This window comes from Campylobacter sp. CNRCH_2014_2452 (assembly GCF_025772865.1).
Lineage (GTDB): Bacteria > Campylobacterota > Campylobacteria > Campylobacterales > Campylobacteraceae > Campylobacter_D > Campylobacter_D lari_D.
Map to the genome: position 1 here is coordinate 1 of NZ_JAKMSX010000004.1, position 22,255 is coordinate 22,255.

Annotated in this window: 21 protein-coding genes and 1 tRNA gene; 18 read left to right on the top strand and 4 right to left on the bottom strand. The window is 28.8% G+C overall.

Going from position 1 to position 22,255, the window contains the following annotated elements:
• The coding region (locus L8X38_RS03145) for a hypothetical protein (protein ID WP_263661280.1) at positions 1–951 on the top strand (951 nt) is incomplete at its 5' end.
• A 49-nt stretch (positions 952–1,000) separates the two neighbouring features.
• Positions 1,001–1,273 (top strand): hypothetical protein, encoded by a 273-nt coding sequence (locus L8X38_RS03150; RefSeq protein ID WP_263661282.1) that lies wholly within the window; start codon positions 1,001–1,003, stop codon positions 1,271–1,273.
• Between the two features lie 25 nt (positions 1,274–1,298).
• On the opposite strand, the gene L8X38_RS03155 is transcribed toward L8X38_RS03150, so the two are convergent.
• Together L8X38_RS03155 and L8X38_RS03160 are read right to left on the bottom strand one after the other, a co-directional pair.
• Positions 1,299–1,375, bottom strand: a tRNA-Ile gene (locus tag L8X38_RS03155).
• 52 nt (positions 1,376–1,427) lie between these two features.
• Positions 1,428–2,537 (bottom strand): FtsW/RodA/SpoVE family cell cycle protein, encoded by a 1,110-nt coding sequence (locus tag L8X38_RS03160; protein ID WP_087700555.1) that lies wholly within the window; start codon positions 2,535–2,537, stop codon positions 1,428–1,430.
• A 72-nt stretch (positions 2,538–2,609) separates the two neighbouring features.
• Here L8X38_RS03160 and L8X38_RS03165 point away from each other — a divergent pair, with 72 nt between their 5' ends.
• From L8X38_RS03165 to L8X38_RS03240, 16 genes are all read left to right on the top strand, one after another.
• Positions 2,610–3,572, top strand: a complete 963-nt coding sequence (locus tag L8X38_RS03165; RefSeq protein ID WP_263660618.1) for an RluA family pseudouridine synthase — start codon at positions 2,610–2,612, stop codon at positions 3,570–3,572.
• The gene (locus L8X38_RS03170; RefSeq protein WP_220566341.1) at positions 3,526–4,734 is read left to right on the top strand and encodes a ferrous iron transporter A; all 1,209 of its coding nucleotides are present in this window, start codon (positions 3,526–3,528) and stop codon (positions 4,732–4,734) included. Before L8X38_RS03165 ends, L8X38_RS03170 begins: the two co-directional genes overlap by 47 nt.
• Positions 4,734–5,924: a tRNA (guanosine(46)-N7)-methyltransferase TrmB gene (gene trmB, locus L8X38_RS03175; RefSeq protein WP_263661283.1), complete on the top strand. Its 1,191-nt coding sequence runs from the start codon at positions 4,734–4,736 to the stop codon at positions 5,922–5,924. The genes L8X38_RS03170 and trmB overlap by 1 nt, the downstream gene beginning before the upstream one ends.
• A 46-nt stretch (positions 5,925–5,970) precedes the next feature.
• Positions 5,971–6,627, top strand: a complete 657-nt coding sequence (locus tag L8X38_RS03180) for a cell division ATP-binding protein FtsE (RefSeq protein WP_039625813.1) — start codon at positions 5,971–5,973, stop codon at positions 6,625–6,627.
• Entirely contained in the window at positions 6,614–7,420 is an 807-nt protein-coding gene (locus L8X38_RS03185; RefSeq protein WP_263659928.1) for an ABC transporter permease, read from the top strand. Before L8X38_RS03180 ends, L8X38_RS03185 begins: the two co-directional genes overlap by 14 nt.
• Positions 7,417–8,592: a murein hydrolase activator EnvC family protein gene (locus L8X38_RS03190; RefSeq protein WP_133319252.1), complete on the top strand. Its 1,176-nt coding sequence runs from the start codon at positions 7,417–7,419 to the stop codon at positions 8,590–8,592. The genes L8X38_RS03185 and L8X38_RS03190 overlap by 4 nt, the downstream gene beginning before the upstream one ends.
• Positions 8,593–8,647: 55 nt before the next feature.
• Complete coding sequence (gene pyrH, locus L8X38_RS03195) at positions 8,648–9,373, top strand: UMP kinase (protein WP_133319251.1); 726 nt, start codon at positions 8,648–8,650, stop codon at positions 9,371–9,373.
• Between the two features lie 9 nt (positions 9,374–9,382).
• The gene (locus L8X38_RS03200) at positions 9,383–9,601 is read left to right on the top strand and encodes a DNA-directed RNA polymerase subunit omega (protein WP_133319250.1); all 219 of its coding nucleotides are present in this window, start codon (positions 9,383–9,385) and stop codon (positions 9,599–9,601) included.
• Positions 9,585–11,774 carry a RelA/SpoT family protein gene (locus tag L8X38_RS03205; RefSeq protein WP_133319249.1) on the top strand — a complete coding sequence of 730 codons (2,190 nt, stop codon included), beginning with the start codon at positions 9,585–9,587 and terminating at the stop codon, positions 11,772–11,774. The genes L8X38_RS03200 and L8X38_RS03205 overlap by 17 nt, the downstream gene beginning before the upstream one ends.
• Positions 11,775–11,787: 13 nt before the next feature.
• The gene (gene tyrS / locus L8X38_RS03210) at positions 11,788–12,990 is read left to right on the top strand and encodes a tyrosine--tRNA ligase (protein WP_263661284.1); all 1,203 of its coding nucleotides are present in this window, start codon (positions 11,788–11,790) and stop codon (positions 12,988–12,990) included.
• Positions 12,990–14,087, top strand: a complete 1,098-nt coding sequence (locus tag L8X38_RS03215; protein WP_263659924.1) for a nitronate monooxygenase — start codon at positions 12,990–12,992, stop codon at positions 14,085–14,087. The genes tyrS and L8X38_RS03215 overlap by 1 nt, the downstream gene beginning before the upstream one ends.
• Entirely contained in the window at positions 14,080–15,996 is a 1,917-nt protein-coding gene (locus tag L8X38_RS03220) for an N-acetylmuramoyl-L-alanine amidase family protein (protein ID WP_263661285.1), read from the top strand. The genes L8X38_RS03215 and L8X38_RS03220 overlap by 8 nt, the downstream gene beginning before the upstream one ends.
• A complete protein-coding gene (gene mnmC, locus L8X38_RS03225; protein ID WP_263661287.1) occupies positions 15,993–17,828 on the top strand; it encodes a bifunctional tRNA (5-methylaminomethyl-2-thiouridine)(34)-methyltransferase MnmD/FAD-dependent 5-carboxymethylaminomethyl-2-thiouridine(34) oxidoreductase MnmC in 1,836 nt (611 codons plus the stop codon). The genes L8X38_RS03220 and mnmC overlap by 4 nt, the downstream gene beginning before the upstream one ends.
• 59 nt (positions 17,829–17,887) lie before the next feature.
• The gene (locus L8X38_RS03230; protein ID WP_133319244.1) at positions 17,888–18,394 is read left to right on the top strand and encodes a PAS domain-containing protein; all 507 of its coding nucleotides are present in this window, start codon (positions 17,888–17,890) and stop codon (positions 18,392–18,394) included.
• Between the two features lie 550 nt (positions 18,395–18,944).
• Positions 18,945–19,742 (top strand): methyl-accepting chemotaxis protein, encoded by a 798-nt coding sequence (locus L8X38_RS08505; protein WP_259443340.1) that lies wholly within the window; start codon positions 18,945–18,947, stop codon positions 19,740–19,742.
• Between the two features lie 11 nt (positions 19,743–19,753).
• Positions 19,754–20,584: a hypothetical protein gene (locus tag L8X38_RS03240; RefSeq protein WP_263661289.1), complete on the top strand. Its 831-nt coding sequence runs from the start codon at positions 19,754–19,756 to the stop codon at positions 20,582–20,584.
• Here the strand turns inward: L8X38_RS03240 and rseP are convergent.
• A complete protein-coding gene (rseP, locus tag L8X38_RS03245) occupies positions 20,581–21,687 on the bottom strand; it encodes an RIP metalloprotease RseP (protein ID WP_263661290.1) in 1,107 nt (368 codons plus the stop codon). The genes L8X38_RS03240 and rseP overlap by 4 nt on opposite strands.
• A 1-nt stretch (position 21,688) precedes the next feature.
• Complete coding sequence (gene pgsA, locus L8X38_RS03250; protein ID WP_263659587.1) at positions 21,689–22,219, bottom strand: CDP-diacylglycerol--glycerol-3-phosphate 3-phosphatidyltransferase; 531 nt, start codon at positions 22,217–22,219, stop codon at positions 21,689–21,691.
• Positions 22,220–22,255: the final 36 nt, after the last annotated feature.

Here is a 22,255-nt window from a genome sequence, read left to right on the forward strand (position 1 = left end):
ATGGGTAAAAATTTAAGTAAAGAATTAAATTATAAGAAGATTCCAATTCAATTAACTCTTGGTAAAACAAGGCTAAATCCATATTTGTTTGAAGCTGTCAGTATATTGGCAAAAGGCACTCCTTATGCAAAAATAAAATGGAGCATTGTCGGCGATGGAGTACTTCCAAAAGAAGATCTAATTCCAAAATATTTTGATAGTAAAGGTGTTGCGCTAACTAAGTTTAGAACAATTAATCCTACTACTCGTCCGGTAACAGTAAGCGTTGAGTATGAAGATGGAAGTGAAAAAGCTAGTGAAACAGCTATATTTAATGGTCCAATTCGTCCAAGAATAAATGTAAATAATATTCCATTTGATACAGGAGCAACTATAGAGCTATATGGACTAATTCCAAACTCTAGTGTAGATGTTCAACCAGATCAGTATCTTGGTTATACTAATTTTGTAAATAAAGGCACGCTTCATACTGATGATAAAGGTTCAGTTTATTTAAATTTTAAACCTATTGGAAAAGTTACTGAACACACCGGTAGAATTTTTAGTCTTAAAGTGAAATATAAAGAATGGGATGGAGCTGATTCTGAAGCAATTGTAGGAAGTATTGAGGTGCAAAAACGCATTCATGCAATATATGATACTTGGAAAGATCCTGCTTCATGCTACACCAGTGCAACTTTAACATTAACCGATGGAATTGCAGGAGAAAAAGTTGATTTTAGTGGAACTAATCTCTTAGTTGGCCTTGGTCAAACTGTGCCAATTATACAAAGATGGGATAAAGAATTTGATAATTCTGGTGAAGCAAAAGTTGCAATATCAACTACATGGTGCACTAAACCATTGACCGATACTCCTACTTTTACAATGAGATTTAATACTTTAGGTGTAAATGTCACAGAAACACGAGCGGTTACTTTTGGTGGCGGAGATCATGAAAGATTTTATTAGTCGGATATATAGGTACATTTTATAATGTTGTGGAAAAAGAAAGAAATATATGCCACTGTATAATTTTGCACAATTTCTATCTCTGTTAGCCCAGCTTTCAGAGGTAGATATTAAAACTCTTATGGAATATAAAGATTTATTGTTAAAAGCGTTGTCACCTTTAAATGAAGTAGAAAGATTTAATGCAAAAGAATGTATGCAACTTGTTAACACTCTTGAAGAAACTTTTTTAGATAAACTCCAAATAGAAGAAAGCAAAAAGAAAGAAATTTGCAAAAATATCATAAAAATACTAAAAATTCATTGGAAAATGTTTTTTTGAAAATCAAGTTGTAATGCAAAATTAATGGTGGATTTAGCAGGACTCGAACCTGCGACCAACCGGTTATGAGCCGGTTGCTCTAACCAACTGAGCTATAAATCCGCCAGAAGTTAAAATAAAAATGTTATTATATCTTTATTTCCTTAATTTAAATTTAGAATTTTATTTTTACCGCTTTTTCTATTGCTAAATATCTAAAGGTTATTAAATTTTGTAAAATTCCAAAGAAAATCATAAAAGTAGCAAAAGAACTTCCCCCATGACTAAAAAATGGCATAGGTATACCAACAACAGGAGCAAAACCTATGGTCATTGATATATTTACCGCTACATATATGAAAATAAATAAAGCAATGCAATTTGTCACCACTCTTGTAAAATAATCATCTTTGAGCTTATAATTTAAACTCAATAAATGAAAAATGAGTAAGGTGTAAAGTAGTATGATTACAACTGCACCGATAAAACCAAATCTTTCAGACAAATATGCAAAGATAAAATCACTCGTAGAAATAGGTAAAAATTTAAAATGTGTTTGTGTAGCTTCATCTGCTTTTTTTCCGCTCAAACCACCGCTTCCTATTGCAATGATGGATTGTTTTACATGGTAACTTGGTTCTTCAGCTAAGAAATCATGAATTCTTTGTTTTTGATAAGGCTTTAAAAAATCACTATAAATAATAGGTGAGGCTATGGCTATAGCTAAAAAAATACTAAGCCAAATTTTATAATTTACTCCTATGATAAAAAGCGTTCCAAAGCCTACTATTAAAAGCACCAAAGCTGTTCCCAAATCAGGTTCTCCTGCTATAAGCAAAAACGGAAGCAAAATATAAAAACTTAGCTTTAAAAATTGTTTTAAGCCATAGCCATTAGGCGGTGGAGGATTTTGATAAATCAAATAAGCTAACATTAAAATAAAAGAGGGCTTAAAAATTTCAGAAGGTTGTATGGTAAAATGTGTAAAAGGTATTTCAAGCCATCTTCTAGCTCCAAGTTTTTCAACACCAAAAATATCCACACTTAAAAGTAAAGCTATATTAATCCAATATAACACAGGTATAAGCCACATTAGTCTTCTTAAGGGTAAAAAGAAAAAAAACGCAAATCCTGCAAAACCCACTAAAGTATAGATAAATTGTTTTTCAGCTAAGCGCGTATTTGCCTCATAAATTAAAAGAAAAGATATAGCTATGATAGGTAACACTAAAAGAGGTTGTACAAAGTCAAAATGTGTTAAAATTCTTCTATCAAGTTTTATCAAAGCTACCCTTTTTTATAAAATATTACATAATTATATGCTAAAATTGCAAATTTTATCACAAGGAAATATAATATGCTAAAAATTTCATCACTTTGTGAAGAAAGATTGGATGTTTTTTTATCAGATATACTTAAGCAAAGTCGTTCGCAAGTTGCTAAACTAATCAAAGAAAACTGCATATATATTAATGAAAAAATAGAAAATAAAAGTTCTAAAAAAATAAAACAAAAAGATGAAATAAGTATTTTTTTACCTTTAGTAAAAGAAGCCAAAGAAAGCTACACGCCTGAGTTTGATATAGAAATTTTATATGAAGATGATGATGTTTTAGTTTTAAACAAAGCTCCTAATGTTGTCGTACATGGTGCAAGTAGTGTTAAAGAAGCGACTTTGGTGGATTGGCTTTTGCATAAGGGCTATGCTTTGTCAAATTTAAATGGAGAACATAGAGCAGGGCTTGTACATAGACTTGATAAGGGCACAAGTGGAGCTATCATCATAGCTAAAAACAATCAAGCACATCAATTTTTAGCAAATCAGCTTTTGGATAAAAGTATGGGTAGATTTTATCTTGCTTTGAGTGAATTGCCTTTGAAAAATGATAAAATGAGTAATGAAAAAGCTATTATGCGTTGTCCTAGCAATAGGCTTAAAAAAATTACTACAAATACTAAAAATCCTTTAGCAAAAAATGCAAAAACAGATTTTATAAATTTATTAAGTGCTAAAAATTGCTCTTTGATAGCTGCTAAGTTATACACAGGAAGAACTCATCAAATCAGGGTGCATTTAGCAGATTTTAATCGATATATTTTAGGAGATCAATTATACGGATATAAAGGAAAAATAAAGTATAATAGAGTAATGCTTCATGCGTATTTGATTTATTTTATTCATCCTAGGACTAAAGAGTTGATGTTTGTAAAAGCTCCTATGTTTGATGATTTTTATCAAATTTTAAAAGAAAATTTTACACAAGGAGAGATAGATGAAAAAACTTCATTGGATTATCTTAAGTTCTGCTTTAGCTTTTAGTGCTTGTAGCGTAAGTTCACCGCAAATTGCTCAAGTAAATGATACTTTACCAAAAATATCAAGTATTAAAAGTATAAGTGATATTACAAGTATAGCGTTTGAATGGGAACCTTTGTATGATCAAAATATAGCAGGTTATTATATTTATAGAGCAAATGCAGCTGGTGCACCTATGGAGCTTATAGCAAAAATCAAAAATAAATTTCAAACTCACTATACTGATACAAATTTAGCACCAAATACAAGATATTATTATTCTATGAAAACCTTTAATGAACTTGGACAAGTTTCTCAAGATGGTGTAAGCATAGAAGCTTTTACAAATAGAGTGATTGATCCAGTGCCTTTTGTGCAAGCTATTGTAGGGTTGCCAAATCGTGTGAAAATAGTTTGGAGACCACATCCTGATGTAAGAGTAAATTCATACATCATTGAGCGTGCAAATATGAAAGATATGAAATTTAAAGAATTAGCTAGAATCAAAAATCGCTTAAGTGCTGAATATATAGATGATTCGCTAAAACCTGATGAAAGTTTTCAATATAGAATCATAGCTTTAACTTATGATGGTATTAAAAGCACTCCAAGTAAAATAGTAGAATCAACTACCAAAGCCCTTCCTCCTATGGTAAGTAATTTACAAGCAAGTAAAGACGCACCAAGAAAAATCATTTTAACTTGGGATAAAATTGATTATGCTGATTTTGCTTATTATAAAATTTATTCAAGTTCAACTACTTTTTTACCTTTTAGTGTGGTAGCTAAAACTTCTGAAAATACTTATGAAGATGTGGTTAAAGGTGTGGCTGAAAAAAGATATTATAAAGTTAGTATGGTCGATAAAGATGGCCTAGAAAGTCCTATAGCAAGTGAGCCTGTGGAAGGTATTACCCTAGGAGCGCCATTAGCGCCAAGTATTGTTTTGTGTGCTGTTGAAGATGATGGTATTAGAGTAGAGTGGATTGATAATGATGATAGAGCTAAAGAATACATAGTTAAAAGAAGTGGTGGTGGAAGTAATGCTGTGTTTAAAGAGATTAAATCTAAACAATTAAAAGATATTACTGCAGCTCCTGGAAAAGTATATAGTTATGAAGTTATTGCAATTGATGCAAATGGCATAGAATCAAAAGCTTCTGATAAATTTACAGCAGTAAAATAATGCCAAATTTTAAGTGTAAAATTTTAAAAGAAATTCAACTTCCTTTTAAAAAAGATGGAGTTGAATTCTTATGGCTTGCTAAAGGTAAAAATGTTGATTTGCTTTTTACGCGTATAAACCAAGAAAAATTTTTTTTACAAATTAAAAAAGATGAAAAAAGTCAAGAATGGCTTATAAAGGGTGAAAAACATACTAAGCCTTCGCAAATTGGGTATTTGCAAAAGGCTTTACTTGTATTTAAAGAAAATTTTACTCAAGATGTAGTTTGTGAAGCTGTGGCGCTAAAACACACAAGGTTAATCCAAAAAACACCTTTAATTGCTAATGATTTAAAAGAAATTTTAGAACAAATAAAAAATAAAAAACAGATTTATATTGAAATAGGTTTTGGAAGCGGTAGACATTTACTTTATCAAGCTAGGCAAAATCCTAATGTACTGATAATTGGTATAGAAATTTACACTCCTGCATTAGAACAAGTAGCTAAACTTGCTTTAAGTGAAAATTTAAACAATGTTTTATTAATAGAAACTGATGCAAGATTATTATTAAGCGTACTTGAATCTAATCTTGTGGATAAAATCTTTTTGCATTTTCCTGTTCCTTGGGATAAAAAGCCTCACCGTAGAGTAGTGGGGTTAAATTTTGCAAATGAATGTGCTAGGGTTTTAAAAGAAGATGGACAATTTGAACTTAGAACGGATAGTTTTTTGTATTTTGATTTTACTTTGGAGACTTTTTTAACTTTCCCACATTTAAAAGCTTTAATCAAAAAAAATGAAAATTTAGAAATTTCAAGTAAATATGAAGATCGTTGGAAAAGACAAAATAAAGATATATATGATTTAATCATTAGTGGTTTTAGCAAGAGTAAAAGCTTGAATAAAAATCAAAAATTTGCTATTGAGGATTTAAAATTAAATACAAAAGAATTAGCTTGTATAAAAAAGAATTTTAAAAATGAAGTTTTTAAAGGCGAAGATTTTTTCTTGCATTTTGAAAAAATGTATATTAAAGATGAAGAACTTGTTATTAAAATAGCTTTTGGTGCTTTTTATAAACCTGAACATGTTTATATAGTATTAAACTTACAAAAGATAGAATTTATCTTTGAGCAACCTTTTAAAACTAAAGAAAATTTAAAAGCTATAGAAAAATTAAGAGAAATATTGTATTCTTATATTAAATAATAATGATTTAAATAATTATCAAACAAATGATAAGGAAAAAGCAGTGATGATAGAAGCCAAAAAGCTTTGTCTTGGTTATGATGAGCTTGTTATAGAAAATGCTAGTTTTTCGCTAAAAGATAATGATTTTGTTTTTATCACAGGAAAAAGTGGTAGCGGAAAATCAACTTTGTTAAAATCTTTTTATGGGGATTTGGAGCCAATAAGTGGAAATTTAAAGGTTTGCAATAATGATTTAGTGGATATTTCTAATGCTGAACTTTTGCAGCTTAGGCAAAAAATAGGAATTATTTTTCAAGATTATCGTTTGGTTCAAGAATTTAGTGTAGAAAAAAATGTAATGTTACCTTTGATGATTAAAGGTTATAGTAAAAATGTATGTAAAGAACAAGCTGCAAAGCTTTTAAAGCATGTAAATTTAACTTTCAAAGCTGATAAAAAGCCAGCTCAACTTTCAGGTGGAGAGCAGCAACGCGTGGCCATGGCAAGAGCTCTAGCACATAATCCAAAATTACTCTTATGCGATGAGCCAACGGGAAATTTAGATGAGTATTCTTCAGATATTATATGGACTTTGTTAAAATCAGCCAGAGAAATACTTGGAACTTGCGTGGTAGTTGTCACACATAGAATTCCTACTAATTTAAGACTTGATTATCGTCGTTTTAATATAGAAAATGGGAGAATGAATGAAATCTTTTAAAAATCATCTTTCTTTGATATTTGCTTTAATGGTGATGATGTTTGCTTTTGAGTTTTTGATTATCACAAATAAAACTATTGAATATTATGAAAAACTTTTAAATAAAGATTATAATATCATTTTAGTAGGAAAAACTCACTTAGATAAAAAAAGCATAGAAGAGCAGGTTAGTCATTTTCAGTCTTTAGAAATTTTAAATCCAAATGAAATGATAGATAGACTTAAAAATGATATATCAGCTAAAAACATAGAAGTTTTAAAAGCTACATTGCCAAAATTTTATACTTTGAAGCTTAATAAGCTTTTGTCAGAAGATGAGTTAAACATTTTAAAAGATAAACTTTTAAAAAATCCTAACATTACTAGAGTGGAGACTTTTGCAAAAACGCATACAAAAATTTATAAACTTTTAGTTTTAGTGAAATTTTTATTATGGTTTTTCTTGTTTATTATAATATTGCTTAGTTTTGTATTATTGCTTAAACAAATGAAAATTTGGCTTTTCGAGCATACTCAAAGAGTGGAAATCATGTGCTTGCTTGGCGCTCCATTTTGGTTTAGATCTTTTATGCTTTATAAGATAGTTTTTATTGATTGTTTTATAGCATTTTTATTGCTTGTATTATTTTTTACCCAAGTTTATGATCTTGAATCCATTAAACTAGCTTTACAAAGTGTAGACATTAGCTTACCTAAAATAAGTATTTTCACGCATTTATTTTTGATTTTTTTAGCAATGCTTTGTGTTTGTTTTGCTTGTGTGAATTTTGTGATGTTTAAGGTTAGAAAATGAAAAAATGCTTTTTGCTTTTTTTATTTTCCTTTTCTGTTTTATTTGCAAATGAAATTGCACAAAAGCAAAAAGATATTAAAGAAAATGAACGCATAGTAAAGCAATTATCTAAAAAATTAGAAGATTTAGCTAGTGAAATTTTAGATAATGAGAAAAATTTAAAAAAAATTGCTTCAGAAATTAGCACCTTAACTTCAAAAACTTCTAAACTTGAAGGATCTGTGAAAACTCAAATAAAAGCATTAGAACAGCTTAATGCACAAAATAAAGATCTTTTGCAAAATAAAAATAAGATCGAAGGAAAAATAATTGATTTAATTGCTAAAGATTTTGCTTATGATTTAGCAATCCCTAAAAATTATATTGAAAGTGAAGATAGTATTATAGCTTTAGAATTAGTTGGGGTTTTGGATAAAATTTTCAAAGAAGAATTTTATCAAATTTCAAAAGATTATGAAGATGTGAGCAAAAAAATAGAAGAAAAGCAAAGACAAATTACTACAATTAATAATAATTTAAAAGTTTATAAAGATCAAATTGATGAGCTTAAAAATCTTAGAAAAAAACAAGAGCAAGAAATAGCTAAACAAAAAACTGATAAAGAAATTTATACTAGAAAACTTTCTAATTTGCAAGCCCAACAGCAAGAATTAAGAAAAACACTCAATAAATTAAAAATTATCAAAGAAAAAGAAGAAGAAAAATTAGCACAAAAAAAGGATGATCAAAAGCCAAATTCAAACATAAAACAAGTAGGTTCAAGCTATCAAACAAGCAGTGTTAAGCGATATAATGGTCCTAAGACAATAGCTCCTTTAGAATCTTACACAGTAAAGCAAAAATTTGGAAATTATATAGATCCTATTTATAATATTAAGATCTATAATGAAAATGTAGTTTTAAAAAGTGATAGTGCTAATGCTGCGGTAAGAAATGTCTTAGATGGAAAAGTAGTTTTTGCAAAAGCAACTCCAACTTTAAAGCAAGTTGTGATTGTTGAAAATAAAGATGGTATACATACTATTTATGCGCATTTAGATAAAATTGCCCCTGGGGTTAAAGTAGGTAGAAATATCAAGAAAGGTTATATTATAGGTAGGGTTGAAAGTGATTTAACTTTTGAAGTAACCCAAAAGAATTTTCATATCAATCCTTTGGAAATGATTAAATAAATTAGTTTTTTTTAATGCGAATTTTGATATAGTTTTAAATCAAAGGAGAAATTTAATGAACAATAAAAGAAAAAGAGTATTGGTTAAATTTTCTGGAGAAGCTTTGGCTGGAGAAAATGGATTTGGTATAGAAAATTCTATTTTAAAATATATAGCTTCTGAAATAAAAAGTTTGATTCATGAAAATGTTGAAGTAGGTATTGTAATAGGTGGTGGTAATATCATTAGAGGGGTATCTGCTGCAAGAGATGGACTGATAAAAAGAACAAGTGGCGATCATATGGGTATGCTTGCTACTGTAATTAATTCTATAGCTATGCAAGAAGCATTAGAAAGTGCTGGACTTGATGTGAGGGTTCAAAGTGCTATCCAAATGGAAGCATTTTGCGAAACATATATTATGAGAAGAGCACATAGACATTTAGAAAAAGGACGCATAGTTATTTTTGCTTGTGGTACTGGCAATCCTTATTTTACTACAGATACTGCTGCAACTTTAAGAGCGGTTGAAATTCAAGCAGATATGATCATTAAAGCAACTAAGGTAGATGGAATTTATAATAAAGATCCTAAAAAATTTGATGATGCTATTATGCTTAATGAGTTAAGTTATGAAAGAGCTTTACATGATAATATAAAAGTTATGGATGATACGGCAATAGCCCTAGCTAAAGATAATGCTTTACCTATTGTGGTATGTAATATGTTTAAAGAAGGAAATTTATTAAAAATTATCCAAGGCGATATGAGCTTATGCTCTATTGTTAAAAATCAAGATTAAAGGTAAAAAATGAGAGTAGAACAAATAGCTGCAAAGGCATTAAAAAAATTAAAAGATGATAGATATAAATTAGCTCTTGTAGTAGCTAAAAGAGCTGAAGAGCTTGCAAATGGCGCAGAGCCTTTAGTAAATTTAGATAAAAATAAATATAAATATACTGATATTGCTTTATATGAAATAGCAGAAGATAAAATCGTATTAGAGGGATTTATTGAAGCTGGTAAATGATGAGTTATTGCTAGATAAACTTGTTGATGATGTAAAAAATTGCAAGGATTTACAAAGAGCAAAAGAAATTCTTTTTATGGTTTTTCCACAATCTGCTGTTTTGGAAAAAGCAGTGGAGTTTTGTATCCAAAAACACGAAGGACAATTTAGAAAGAGTGGAGAACCTTATGCGGTTCATCCTATATTAGTAGCTTCTTTTGTAGCTTTTTTAAGTCCTATACAATCTATGATTATAGCCGCATTATTACATGATGTATTAGAAGATACAAATTGTAATGAAGAAGAGTTAAATGCAAATTTTGGCGAAGAAGTAACAAAATTAGTTCAAGGTTTAACTAAAATAGTTAGTATTAGAGAAGATCATCTTACTCATTCTAATTCCAATGAGAAACTTGCAAAATCTGCTCTGACTTTTAGAAACATGCTTTTAGCGGGTGTTGAAGATGTGAGTGTGCTTGTAATAAAGCTTTGTGATAGATTGCACAATATGCTTACTTTAAATTATTTACGAGAAGATAAGCAAAAAAGAATTAGCGAAGAAACCTTAGTGGTATATGCACCTATAGCCCATAGACTTGGAATTTCAAGTATAAAGAATTTACTTGAGGATTTAAGTTTTAAATTTTTGCTTCCTGATGAATATGCACAAATTGATAATTATATAAATGCAAAAGATCAACAAATTCAACTTGGATTTAATGAATTTATTTCAAAAATAGAAATGTTATTTTTGGAAAATGGGTTTAGACAAGGTAGTTTTGTTATACATAAAAGAATTAAACATAATTATTCTATTTATTTAAAGATGCAAAGAAAAGGTGTGGGGCTTGATGAAGTTTTAGACCTTTTAGGTGTAAGAATTTTGGTTGAAAAAGTTTATGATTGTTATTTGGCTTTGGGAATTTTACATACGCATTTTAATCCTTTGATTTCAAGATTTAAAGACTATATAGCCTTGCCAAAACAAAATGGTTATCAAACCTTACATACAACACTTTTTGATGCAAAAAATATCATAGAGGCTCAAATTCGCACCTTTGATATGCATAAAACTGCTGAATTTGGCGTTGCAGCACATTGGAAATATAAAGAAGGAAATATTGCAACACCAAATTTAGATTGGCTTGAAGATATTTCTATGCATGGTAAAGAAGAAGGAAATAATATACAAGATTGTGATGCTATTGAGCTTTATGAATATGCAAAGGATAGTTTATATATTGAGGATATAGCAGTATATTCTCCTAAAGGTGAAATTTTTACCTTACCGCGTGGAGCTACGGCTTTGGATTTTGCATATGAGGTTCATACTAAAGTAGGACTTCATGCAAAAACCGCCTTTGTGAATCGTATGAGAGTCCCGCTTTTAACTGTGCTTAAAAATGGAGATATAGTTAGTATTGAAACTTCAGAAGAAGAATTTTTTAGATGCTCTTGGATAGATAGTGTTAAAACAGGAAAAGCTAGAGCTAGTATAAGAGATTTTTGTAAGCAAAAGAAAAAAGAATTAAACAATAAAATTGCCATTAATCTTTTATCTACGGCATTTAATAAAGATTCTAAACTTATAGAAGAATGGCTTGAAAAAGAAAAATTTAATAAAAAGCTCAGACAAATTGCTTTAGATTTTAATTATTTTAAAGAGGTAATTATAGCTCTTAGAAAATATGTAGGACAAAATCAAGCAGCTAAATTTGAACAAAATGAACAAAAATTTGAAAGCATAGTGATTGGTTCTAATTATAAAATAACTACGATTAATTTTGATTATTGTTGTAGACCTAAAAGAGGAGATGAAATCATCGCTTTTAGACATTCAACTAGTGCTACAATACACCATAAACTTTGCGAACAAGCAATGAAGATGATAGAAGATAACAAAGAAATGGTTTTTGTTTCTTGGAATGATAGCTCGATAAAAAGTTACAAAATCATTGTTTCTATAGAAAATAAAAAAGGCTCTTTAGCGGATTTTCTAACTACTTTGGCTAAAATGCAGATTAATGTTTTAAGTATTAATTCAGCCGATTCAGAGCCTGTGGTGGCAAATTATTTTGAAGTGCAAGTTGAATTACCTAATAATATAGATGTTGAAAATGCAAAAGAAAGATTAAAAGCTAGGTATAAGATTTTAGATTTTACATCTTTAAATGATGCATATAATAATCACTAAAAAAGGTTTTATAATGAATATTGAAGAAATTATTAAAGAAATTAAAAGAGGAATAGCAGAAATTATTGATGAGGAAAGATTGATTTCTTTGGTAAAAAATTATTATGAAAAAGGCGAAAACTTTTTTGTAAAAGCTGGTTTTGATCCTACGGCCGCTGATTTGCATTTGGGTCATACTGTAGTTTTAAGCAAGATGGCTTTACTTCAAAAGCATGGAGCTATAGTGCAATTTTTAATAGGTGATTTTACTGCTCAAATAGGCGATCCAACAGGAAAAAGTGTCACAAGAAAAAAACTTGATAAAGAAGAAGTGCTTAAAAATGCTAAAACTTATGAAGAGCAAGTTTTTAAGATTTTAGATCCAAGTAAAACTCAAATTCATTTTAATTCTAAATGGCTAAATGAGCTTGGTGCTGCTGGTATAGTAGAACTTACTTCGACTTTTAGTGTTGCTAGAATGCTTGAAAGAGATGATTTTACTAAGCGTTTTAAAGAGCAAAGTCCTATATCAATTTGTGAGTTTTTATATCCACTTTTACAAGGTTATGATAGCGTTGCATTAAAAAGTGATATAGAAATGGGTGGAACGGATCAAAAATTTAATCTTTTAATGGGTAGACAGCTTCAAAGAGTATATAATTGTCAAAAAGAACAAGCGGTGATGATGATGCCATTGCTTGAAGGTCTTGATGGTGTAAATAAAATGAGTAAAAGCTTAGGAAATTATATCGGTGTAACAGAAAATGCTAAAGATATGTATGCTAAGGTTTTGAGCATAAGTGATGAGTTGATGTTTAGATATTATGAGCTTTTAAGTGAAAAAAGCTTAAATGAAATTTCGCAAATAAAAGATGATATTAAAAATGGCTCATTACATCCTAAAAAAGCTAAGGAAAATTTAGCTTTAGAAATAACAGCTCGTTTTCACTCAAATGAATGTGCTTTAAAAGCCAAGGAAGAATTTGACAAAGTTCATAGTGCAAAAGAGCTTCCTAGTGATATGCCAAGTTTTACTTTAGAAGGTAGTATTTGGCTTGCAAAAGCTATAGTGGAATGTAAAATGGAAAGCTCTACTTCGGCTGCTAGAAGATTGATTAGTTCTAATGCAGTAAGTATTAATGGAGAAAAAGTTCAAAATGAACAATACCAACTAGAAAGTGGAGAATATATTATACAAGTTGGAAAAAGAAAATTTGCAAAATTAAAGGTAATATAATGAGTTTTAAAGCTTTAAAAATTGGAAAGCATGAGATAAAATATCCTATTTTTCAAGGTGGAATGGGGCTTGGTATAAGTTGGGATAAGCTTGCTTCTGCAGTTTCTTTAAATGGTGGTTTAGGGATTATTTCTTCAGTGGGAACTGGGTATTATGAAAATAGAACACATATAGATAAAGAACTTAATGCAAAACCTTATGGTAGTGATAATTTTTACTCAAAAGCAGGCTTAAAAGCTTTGATAGATAATGCTAGAAAGGTTTGCAAAGACGCACCTTTGGGCTGTAATATTTTATATGCAAGTAATAATTATGCGCAAATTGCTCGTAATGCTTGTGAGGTTGGTTTTAATGTGATAGTTTCAGGAGCAGGACTTCCTACAAATTTACCTGAATTTACACAAGATTATCCTGATGTTGCTTTGGTACCTATTGTATCATCAGCTAAGGCTTTAAAAATTATTTGTAAAAGATGGCAAAGTAGATACAATCGCTTACCTGATGCAGTTATAGTTGAAGGACCAAAAAGCGGCGGACATCAGGGTTTTACTTATGAGCAATGTTTAATGGATGAATATCAATTAGAAAATGTGGTGCCACAAGTTGCGCAAGAAATTAAAAATTGGGGCGACATACCACTGATTGCTGCAGGTGGAATTTGGGATAAGCAAGATATAGAAAAGATGATGTCTTTAGGAGCAAGTGGCGTTCAAATGGGAACTCGTTTTATAGGAACTTTTGAGTGTGATGCGAGTGATGATTTTAAACAAGTATTACTTGATTGTAAAAAAGAAGATATTGAGCTTTTAAAATCCCCGGTTGGTTATCCTGCAAGAGGAGTAAGAACTAATCTTTTAAATTTAGTAGATAAAAGAATGGGGCCAAAAATTTCTTGTGTGAGCAACTGCGTTGCACCATGTGGTAGAGGCAAGGAAGCTACTAAAGTAGGTTATTGTATAGCGGATAGATTATACGATGCTTGGAGTGGCAAAAAAGAAACAGGTTTATTTTTTACAGGAGCTAATGGGTATAGATTGGATAAACTTATTAGCGTAGAAGAACTAATGAAAAAATTAGTTTATGGTGAAGATGCTTAGAATATTTTTTATTTTTTTATTATTTTATATTGGTGTTTTTGCTAATGTAGAGGTTAAAAAATTTGATCAAAACTTTTTAGCCTCTAATGCAGAAGAAAAATTGCAATTACATCAACAACTAAAATCTTTATATATACAAAGCGTAATTAATGATAATAATGAAGAAAAAAATGAGATTTTAAAAAGATTAATCATTAGTTCAAATTTTTTAGGTTTTGATGATAAGGCTTATGTGCAAGAGCTTAAAGAAAGCGGAGTAAGTGAAGAAGAAATTTCGCGTTTAAAAAATGCTTTAAAAGTTATACAAGATCAAAAAATAAAAAAAGAGCTAGTAAAAAACGAAACTAATACTACGGCTTTTACTAATAAAAAAGAAGATAAAAAAGAAGATAAAAAAGAAGATAAAAAAGAAGATAAAAAAGAAGATAAAAAAGAAGATAAAAAAGAAGATAAAAAAGAAGATAAAAAAACTTCGGCACAAAAAGAGCTTTTTATTCTTGATGTTAAAAAATTAGATAATGGTATTTTGCTTGATTTGAGTGAAAAAATTAGCCAAAAAGATATAAAAAATTTTACTTTAAAAGGTGATAATTTTCGTTATGTTGCAGATTTTGATGGAATTTTAAAAGGGCCAAAAAGAAATTTTGAATTTAAAGATTTTGATATTATTGTATCACAATTTAATCCAACTAGCATGCGTTTAGTTTTGAGTTCTAAAAAAGAGTTAAAAGTAAAAATAGAGTTTAAAGATCAAAGTCTTTTTATGGGACTTGAAAAAATAGAAAAAAAAGAAGAACCTAAACCTATAGTTAAAAAACAAAGCGAGATTAAAAAAACAGAAGTTAAAAAAGAAGTTGTTAGAAATGAACCTTTATATATTTTAAAATCAAGTAAAGATAAAAGTGGTGTTAATTTAAAATTAAACAATGATATTGATATTGAAGATATTAAAATCAACTCTTTTAAAGATGGTAAAATGTATCGCTCTATTGTGAGTTTTGAAGCCATTCTAGAAGGCGATAGAAAAAAAATTGATATTAATAAAAATCAATCTATCACAATAGTGCAGTTTAATAAAACTACAGTAAGAATTGTTTTAAATTCTACTAGTGATTTTAAGACTAGTCTTGATTTGGATGATGATGAGCTATTTGTAGGATTTGAGAAAAAGATTAAAAAAACGCCAGTAAAAAATACTTCAAAAGCAGCAAAAGCTACTATCAAAAAATCAGGCAAAATTATAGTAATTGACCCAGGTCATGGAGGTAAGGATCCAGGAACTTTAGGAGATAAGGGTGTTAGAGAAAAGGATGTAGTTTTAAGTGTGGCTTTAAAACTTGGAAATGAGCTAAAAAAAAGAGGATATAAAATTTATTACACAAGAAGTACTGATAAATTTATAAACCTTAGAGATAGAACTTCCATGGCTAATGAGAAAATGGCAGATTTGTTTATTTCTATCCATGCAAATGCAGCACCAAATAAACAAAGAGCTAAGACTTTACAAGGAATTGAAACTTTCTTTTTATCTCCTGCAAGAAGCGAAAGAAGTAAAAAAGCTGCTGAAGCAGAAAATCAATCAGATTTTGAAGAAATGAATTATTTTTCCAAGCAAACATTTTTAAATTTTTTAAATCGTGAAAAAATAGTTGCTTCAAATAAATTAGCTATCGATGTGCAGAAAAAAATTTTGAGCAATGTAAGAAAAAAATATAAAGTTGTTGATGGCGGGGTTAGAGAGGCTCCGTTTTGGGTTTTAGTAGGAGCACAAATGCCAGCGATTTTGATTGAAACAGGTTATATTAGTCATCCTAGTGAAAGAAATAGATTGACAAATAAAAATTTCCAAGAATTATTAGCCATTGGTATTGCCAATGGAATTGAAAGTTATTTTTATAAGAATCAATGAAAAAAGCAAATATTATTATAAAAAATAATGCGCCTTTTTCTTTGGATTTTGATGATTATTATTTTAATTCTAGTGATGGTTTAAGTGAAAGCAAATTTATATATACAAATGCTTTTGACTTTGAAAACAAACAGACTATTGTAGCAGAACTTGGTTTTGGTATAGGCTTAAATTTCTTTCTTACATTAAAGCGTTTTTTAAAAGAAAAAAAACATAATCAAAGACTTTTTTATCTTAGCTTTGAAAATTTTTATATAGAAAAAGATAAATTAAGAGAAATTTATAAAAAACTTGGTTTTTATGAGGAATTTAAAGAAGTTTTAGAGCAATTTTTAAATTTTTATCCTCCATGTAAGGATGGAGTTTATAGGTTTTATTTTCAAGATTGTTTTTTAGATTTGGTGTTTGGTGATGCTAAAGAAAATCTACAAAATTTAGACTTTAAGGCAAATATTTGGTATTTAGATGGTTTTTCACCTTCTAAAAATCAAGATATGTTTGATGATAATATTATAAACGATGTTGCTAAAAACTCAAAAATAAATGCTAAGATTTTAACTTTTTCTTCTGCTAGTGTTTTAAAAAAGGCTTTAATTAACAACAATTTTCAAGTGCAAAAGATAAAAGGTTTTAGAAAAAGAGAAATGATACAAGCCATTTTTAATGGTTTAGAATTTGAAGATAAATTTGCATATTTTAATACCCCATCTTTAAAAAAAGAGATTCAAAAAATAGCTATTATTGGAGCAGGTATAGCCGGAGCAAGCATGGCTTATGAGCTTTCTTTAAGAAATGTTCAAGTAGATGTTTTTGAAAAAGAAAATTCATTAGGAAAAGGCGCTTCTGGAAATATCAATGGAATTTTAAGTTCTTTGATTTTAAAACCCGATGTTTTATTGGGCGAGTTTTCACAATATGCTTTTTTAGAAGCAAGTAGATTTTATAGACAAATTTTAAATTTAATTCCACAAGGGGTTTATGAATTTGCTCATAATGAGCTTATGCAAGAGCGTTTTGATAGTCAAAAAGATAATGTTTTATTTGAAATTATTAATAATCAAGCCTTTTTAAAAGATGGATTTTGTATAAAACCTCAAGAGCTTGTGAAGACACTTTTGCAAAAAAGCAAGGCTAGGGTATTTTTTGAGTATGAATTTAAAGATTATTCTTATAAAAATGAAAAGTTTTTTTTAAATTTTAATAATCAAAAAATTTTAAAAGATTATGATGTGTTAATCTATGCTCAAGGTGCTGATGTTAAGAATTTTTTAGAGTATAAATATATGAAATTAAGTAGTGTAAGAGGTCAATGTACTCATTTAAAACCATTTTTAAAAAACCCGTATGCCTTATCTTCTAAAGGATATATTTGTCCTATTAATGAGGAGCTTAATTTACAACTTATTGGCGCAAGTTATGATAGGCTTAATCAAGATACAACGCTTTTAAAAAATGATGATTTGCAAAATATTGAAAATGTAAAAGAGTTTTTGCACGATGAAAATTTAGAGATAATGGGCGGTAAAGTAGGATTTAGATCATATTCTAGTGATAGATTTGCCATAGCAGGTCAAGCCTATGATGAAAATTTTTATATGCAAAATTATAAAGCACTTTTATGGCATAAAAATAAAAATCAAGTCATACCAAATGATTTTATTCCTTTGTATTTTTCTATTGCTCATGGATCTAGAGCTTTTGCTAGTGCTATTGTTTGTGCTAGAGTGATGAGCTCATTGATTTTTGATGAGCCAAGAATAAAAAAAGAATTTTTATATGCCTTACATCCTGCAAGATTCTTAATTAGAAAGCTTAAAAAAGGACTTATTTAATCCTTGATTTATTAATTTTATATATTGGTATATTAAAATTAATATTTTAAGGAGGGTATATGAAAAGAAAAATTTTGCCAAATAATAATCAAAAATTTTTCAATGACGGACAAATGATTATTTCCAAAACAGATACTACAGGAAAAATCATATATTGCAATAGAATCTTTATTTCTCTTTCGGGCTATAGTGAGGAAGAATTATTGGGAAAACCTCATAATATAGTGCGTCATCCGGATATGCCAAAAGTTGTTTTTGAATTACTTTGGGAAAGACTTAAGAGTAAAAAAGAGATTATAGCTTATGTTAAGAATCTATCAAAAGATGGATCATTTTATTGGGTTTTGGCTTTTATCAGTCCTTCGTTTGATTCCAAAGGAGAAGTTGTTGGGTATTATTCTATGCGTTTAAAACCCAAAAAAGAAGCAGTTGAAAAAATAGAAAAATTATACAAAGAGCTTTTGATTGAAGAGCAAAAAGGTGGAAAAGGTGCATCAAGGAAGAAACTTGATGATTATTTAAATACAAAAGGGATGAGTTATGAAGAATTGGTTTTATCAATATAATATCAATCAATCTGTAAATTATTTTGCTTTATTTTTATTTTGTTTGATGGCAATCTTGGAAATAGTAGAAAATAATATTTTTGGTTTTATTTTTTGTGTGATTGGAACTTTAGTGGTGTTATTTGGACTTGCTAGTGCTTATTATAGAAATAAAGAAGTTTTAAGGATTACTCAAGTTTTAAATGAGCTTACAAAAGGAAATTTGGAAGCAAGAATTACTCATATAGCTGTTCCAAAATCTGGAGTAGGAAAATTAAGTTGGGTTGTAAATGATTTAGCTGATCAAATGGAGGCTTTTAATAGAGAAATTCTTAATGCTATTTTAGCTGTAAAAGAACAAAGATTTTATAGAAAAGCAAGATTAGAAGGCTTAATGGGTACTTTCGCATATAATGCTAAAATTATTAATGAAGCTACTTTAGAAATAGAAAAAACTCAAAATTTATCCATAAGAAGTATTGTCGTTGAAAATGTTTCTAAGGATATGTCAGATTCTTTGCAAAAAGAATTAGCTTTGATTAATGTGAAATTAAATGATAATGCAAGCACTATGCATGATATATATGAGCAAGCAAATGATATTTCTACTCATTCTTCAAAAAGTGCCAAAAATGCAGAATTAATTTCAGTCGATTTGCAAAATTTAGGTGAAAATATCACTCAAATTCATACTTTAATGGATACTTTTTCACAGCAAATTAATAATGTTTCTTCTTTTATATCTATTATAGAAGATATTACAGAGCAAACCAATCTTTTAGCATTAAATGCAGCTATTGAGGCAGCTCGTGCAGGAGAGCATGGTAGAGGTTTTGCGGTAGTTGCAGATGAGGTAAGACATTTAGCTGAAAAAACTCAAGAGGCCGCCAAAGAAATTTCTGTGATGATTAAAGTATCAATAGAGCAAATGAGTAATATTAAAAACATAACTAATGAAGCTTATAAAGTTGCTAAAAAATCTAACTCAAGTTTAGAAGAATTCCAAGAGGTGTTTACCGGTGTTGATGAGAAAGCTAAAATTTTATTAGATGAGATTTCTAAGACAAGTGTTGATACTAATAAAATATTGCTTTATTTAGAGTGTTGTTTAAAAACATATCTAGCTTGCTCTTGTGTGATTAATTCCAAAATAGAAGATATAGAAGATAAAAATTTAGCCAAATTTGATTCTACAAGTAATATTTATGTTTTAAATCAAAATTTAAATTCTTATATAGAAAAATTATTTGATTGTATAAGAAACAATCAAATAGTCAAAGAGGAAAGAAAAATTTATGCACATATTAAGCAAATTCAAGATATAAATGAAAAAATGATAAGCGAAATAGAGCATAAAAAACATATTTAATAAGAGGTTAAATGAAAAAATACATTTTTTTAAGTTGTATATGTTTAAATGCGCTTGCTTCTAATTTAGAAGAAAGCTTAAGTGAGGGTGATGTTAATATAACTAAAGAACAAAAAACAAATGCAATTTCTAAACAAGTATTTTTTCAAAAACCGCAGGAGTATCAAGGTCAAAATGTCGATTTTGGTACTTTTGCTAGTAATTCTTTAGCACAGGTTTTAAATTTAAGCTCAAAGGACAAAACAGAAGCTAGTTTAGATTATAACGCTTTAAATGTAAATATTAAAAATATCAACTCAATTTTAGATTATGATAATGCTACTTTACTTTTAGAAAAACAAGCAAGAATAGGGCAGTTAGAGCAAGCTTATTCTTTGGGAATTATTAATCGTTATGAATTTGATGAAATCAATTTTGGTTTTAATTATTTCAATGATCAATATAAACAAGCTTATGCAAAAAATAGTTTTGGCGCTGAATTGCAATTTAGTCAATATTTTAAAGCATATGCTAATCATTATGATATAAAAGAAAATAATAGTGATGATAGTACAGAGTTTGGGGTTATATTTGATTTACCTTATTTAAATGTTTTAAATGTAAATTCTAACATGAAAGAAACACAAAATCAGTATAACATTACTTATTCTCCAATTTCTATTTTGGATTTATCGCTTAATTATCAAGATGAAAAAACAAGCGCAAAAGATCAAACAGCAATGTGGGTTAAGTTTAGACTAAATTATGAGCAAAGTTTAAGTAAGCAATTTTATAATAGCTTTTATCGTAAAAATAGTATAGCTGAGTTTAATCGCTATGATTTTGCTACTAGGACTTATTAATTGCTCATAAAACGAGTAATGTCGTTGTAAGTTACAAATACCATTAAGCTTAAAAGTAAAGCCATGCCAAAATAACTAAGATATTCAAAACATACTTTTGGTACTTCTTTTTTAAAAATTAATTCATAAAGATTAAAAAGTATATGTCCTCCATCTAGTGCTGGTATCGGAAGTAAATTTAGTACTCCAAGATTGATGGAAATTAAAGCTGTGATTAAAAATAAAACTACTATACTAGTATTTGCTGCTTTGGAGGTTATATCCACCATAGTGATGATTCCACCCATATTTTTAGCATCTAATTCCCCACTGATGATTTTAGCAAGACCTTTGAAAATAAGCAAAGAAGCATTTATGCTTTCTTCATAAGCATATTTCAAACTGCTAATTCCTGAGTGATAAATAGTAACAAACTCACCCTTAGGTGCTATACCAATAAGAGGTTTTTGAACTTTTTGATAAAACTCATTATAACCTTGGTCAATTTGCGGTGTTAAAGTGATATTGATAAATTTATTATCGCGTTCTATGTCAAGCAGGGTTGGTTTTGCGTGAACAAGTTTGCCAATTTCTTCAAAACTTTGAATTTGAACTCCATCTATAGCTAGGATTTTATCACCAATTTGTAAATTTGCTTTTTGTGCAGCTGAATTTGGTGCTATATTGCCAATAACAGGTGCAAGTTTTTGCACACCTAAAAAACCTATGGCTATATAAAGTAAAAATGCTAGAAAAAAGTTAAAAAATGGTCCCGCAAAAAGTATATAAATTCTAGCTAAAGGACTTAAAGTGTTATAGCTATTTGGCTCATAATTTTTTTCACTAGGATTTAAATCATCTTGTCCTTTAAGTTTAACATAACCGCCAAATGGTAGGGCGGATAAGCGATATTCTGTATTTTTGTAAGTTTTTTTAAAAATAGCTTTTCCAAAACCTATGCTAAAAATTTCTACATCAACCCTCATATGTTTTGCAGCTAAAAAATGTCCTAATTCGTGAAAAAAAATTAAAAAAGATATCACTAAAAGTGTTATTAAAAAACTAAAAGAATAAAATTTAAAGCCAATAGCTAAGATAATAAATAAAAATAAATATGATTTCAATTTATACCTTTTTTAAATGTTTTACATAAGCTAGTATGTATTCAAAAGCTGAATAAAGTGTAAGCACTAAAGCAATAAATAACAATGTATTGGCAAAAGGCCATTGCATGATTAAAAATATAATAGCTATCATTTGAAAAGTTGTTTTTATTTTACCTGCAAAAGAAGCACTTACATCAATTTTTTCACTTACCATAACCACTCTAAAGCCGGTGATGAAAAATTCTCTTACTAAGATAATGTAAACCATCCATGGATCAGCTTTTTGTGTAAGTAATAACCCTAAAAATGCAGCTAGAATAAGCATTTTATCTGCTAAAGGATCTATAATAGCTCCAAGTTTAGTAGTTTGATTCCAAGTTCTTGCAATATAGCCATCGAAAAAATCAGTTAAAGCAGCTATGCTAAAAATAACACAAGCAAAATAATTTACCCAACTAGGATGGATATTTTCAAAATCATTAATAAGTAAAAAAAACAAAAGTGGAGCTAATAATATCCTTATAAAAGCTAAGATATTGGGTAAATTCATACTTTTAAAATCCTTTATAAAGCACCCTTAAGGTAA